Source organism: Ferruginibacter sp. (assembly GCF_031430955.1).
GTDB lineage: Bacteria > Bacteroidota > Bacteroidia > Chitinophagales > Chitinophagaceae > Ferruginibacter.
In genome coordinates this window covers 1-2417 of record NZ_JANPCM010000280.1, presented here as the reverse complement: position 1 = coordinate 2417, position 2417 = coordinate 1, and the positions used below count along the sequence as shown (strand labels likewise).

Annotated in this window: 2 protein-coding genes; one reads left to right on the top strand and one right to left on the bottom strand. The window is 35.3% G+C overall.

Annotated features, from left to right (window positions below; genetic code table 11):
- The coding region (locus ACY65O_RS07900) for an aspartate kinase (protein ID WP_462220312.1) at window positions 1–941 on the bottom strand (941 nt) is incomplete at its 3' end.
- A gap of 288 nt (window positions 942–1229) precedes the next feature.
- On the opposite strand from ACY65O_RS07900, the gene ACY65O_RS07895 reads away from it, so the two are divergent.
- Window positions 1230–2417, top strand: a 1188-nt coding sequence (locus ACY65O_RS07895) for a phosphoenolpyruvate carboxylase (RefSeq protein WP_462220311.1), incomplete at its 3' end; no start/stop codon positions are given.

Below are 2417 nucleotides of genomic sequence, written 5' to 3'. Positions count from 1 at the left end.
ATTTTATTAATACTGCTGATGCCACGGATGGCACTGCCGTTTTTCATGCTTTCATTTTGTATAACCGTGCCCTCATCCTGCGGAGCAAAAGTGTTTTTTATCCATACCGGAATATTTTTACTCATTACCGGTTGTATAGTTGGCGGGTAAATCACTTTGGCACCAAAGTGCGATAACTCCATCGCTTCCTGGTAAGAAATTTTTGGGATGAGTTTTATATTGGTTACAATTCTTGGATCGGCAGTCATCATGCCCGAAACATCTGTCCAAATTTCCAACACTTTTGCATCTGCAGCGCCGGCAATAATTGCGGCTGTATAATCGGAGCCGCCACGACCTAATGTAGTGGTAATGCCATTTGCATCAGCAGAAATAAAACCCGGGAGAACGAATAATGATGATGCAGCTGTATTGAAATAATTTTTTATAGCAGCATTCGTTTTTGAAAAATCAACAAACGCTGCACCAAAATTACTATCCGTTGTAATTAATTCTCTTGCATCTTTCCATTGCACATCTAACTCCACCGCTTTTAATTTTGCTGCAATTATTTGGGAGGAAAGGAGTTCACCATAACTAACTATTTTATCTTTGGTGCGTTCAGATAATTCGCCCAGTAAAAAAATACCATTACAAATATCTTCGATCTCATTACACATTTTTTTTACTGCACTTAACACACTGCTTTGCTGTGTTACAGGTATCAATTCTTTAACTGTATTTAAATGCCTTGTTTCAATTTCCTGTAAAGAAGTTTTATAAGTCTCGTTATTGTTAGCAGCAAGCTGTGCACATTGCAACAACAGATCTGTAATACCTCCCAAGGCCGAAACTATTATTACAACTTTATCCGTCTTCGGTTTATTTTTAATAATGTCAACTACTTTATTGATATTTTCTGCGGATGCTACCGAACTGCCACCAAATTTTATAACCTGCATTTTTAATTTTTTAATTATACAAAATAATTTTCTTTTCAGAAAAATAGCGTGGGCCCAAGTGGTAATATGAAGATGTACAACCCTTAAAGGGTTGTGATTGTAATAATAGTAGTGCCACTGATAGTAAGCACTATCTTTGAGGAGGACGCAATATAGAAATTATTGTATTTCATCTGAACAGGACTCAAAGATATAAAAAATGATTGGATAATATCAAAAAATATTTCATCTTTGTTAACCGATTGCTGCCATCTTCATCATTTTCTTGAATAAATAATACAAATACTAATGGATCATCACAGTTCCCGTGGCTTGCAGCAATTTAATAATAACGTAGGTATCAAGTTTCAGCTTTACAACAGTTTGTTCTCGTCCCTTCCGTTTCATCGCATTGAAAAAACTGGCATTTTATTATCCGTTTTATCCAGCAATTGCGACGAAGGTTTTAAAAGAAAACAAAACCCCACTGCCATTATAGAGGAGTTTTTTTTAAAACACACTGCTTACAGAGAAGAGCAGGAAAAATTAGATATGCTGTTTAGAATTATTCAGTATGTAGAAAGGCAGGTGGTGTTGTTTGATGCACTGGAAGATGCCGCTTTTACCGATGTAAGAGATATGGCTGGTGCCGGCACATTAAAACAATTGGAATTAGAAGTAATTCAACATAAAAAAGAAAAAGAACTGGAAAATAAATTGAAAGATTTTTCTGTACAGTTGGTGCTGACTGCACACCCCACACAATTTTATCCCGGGGCGGTGTTGGGTATAATAAATGATCTTTCAAAAGCATTAGCAGATAATGATGCAGCAAAAATAAATATGTATTTGCAGCAATTGGGTAAAACGCCTTTTTTGCAAAAACAAAAGCCTACACCTTTTGATGAAGCGGTAAGTTTAATATGGTATTTAGAAAATGTTTTTTACCTGTCCGCAGGAAGAATTACTGCATTTTTAAAAAATCAGTTTAATGAGGTAATGCCGAAAAACAAATCCATTCTTAACATGGGTTTTTGGCCCGGCGGCGACCGGGATGGTAATCCTTTTGTAACGGCAGATACTACTTTAAAAGTGGCCCATGCATTAAGAGGCAGCATTATAAAATGTTATTATCTTGAAATAAGAAGAATGAAACGCAGGCTTACTTTTAAAGGTATTGATGTTATTTTAAACGGGCTGGAAAAACAATTGTACGATAATATTTTTATCCCCGGTTATCAAACTGATTTAACCACCACTTATATTCTTGATGAACTTAATAAAATAAAAGAGATCATTATTTACAAGCATAACGGTTTGTTTTTGCATTTGGTAAATAACCTTATCAATAAAGTAAATGTTTTTGGATTGCACTTTGCATCGCTTGATGTAAGGCAGGAAAGTACTGTACATAATATGGTGCTGGAAAATATACATGGCGAAGTGTACAGCAAATTATCTGCAGCAGAAAAAATTAATTTTTGTACTAATGCCCCG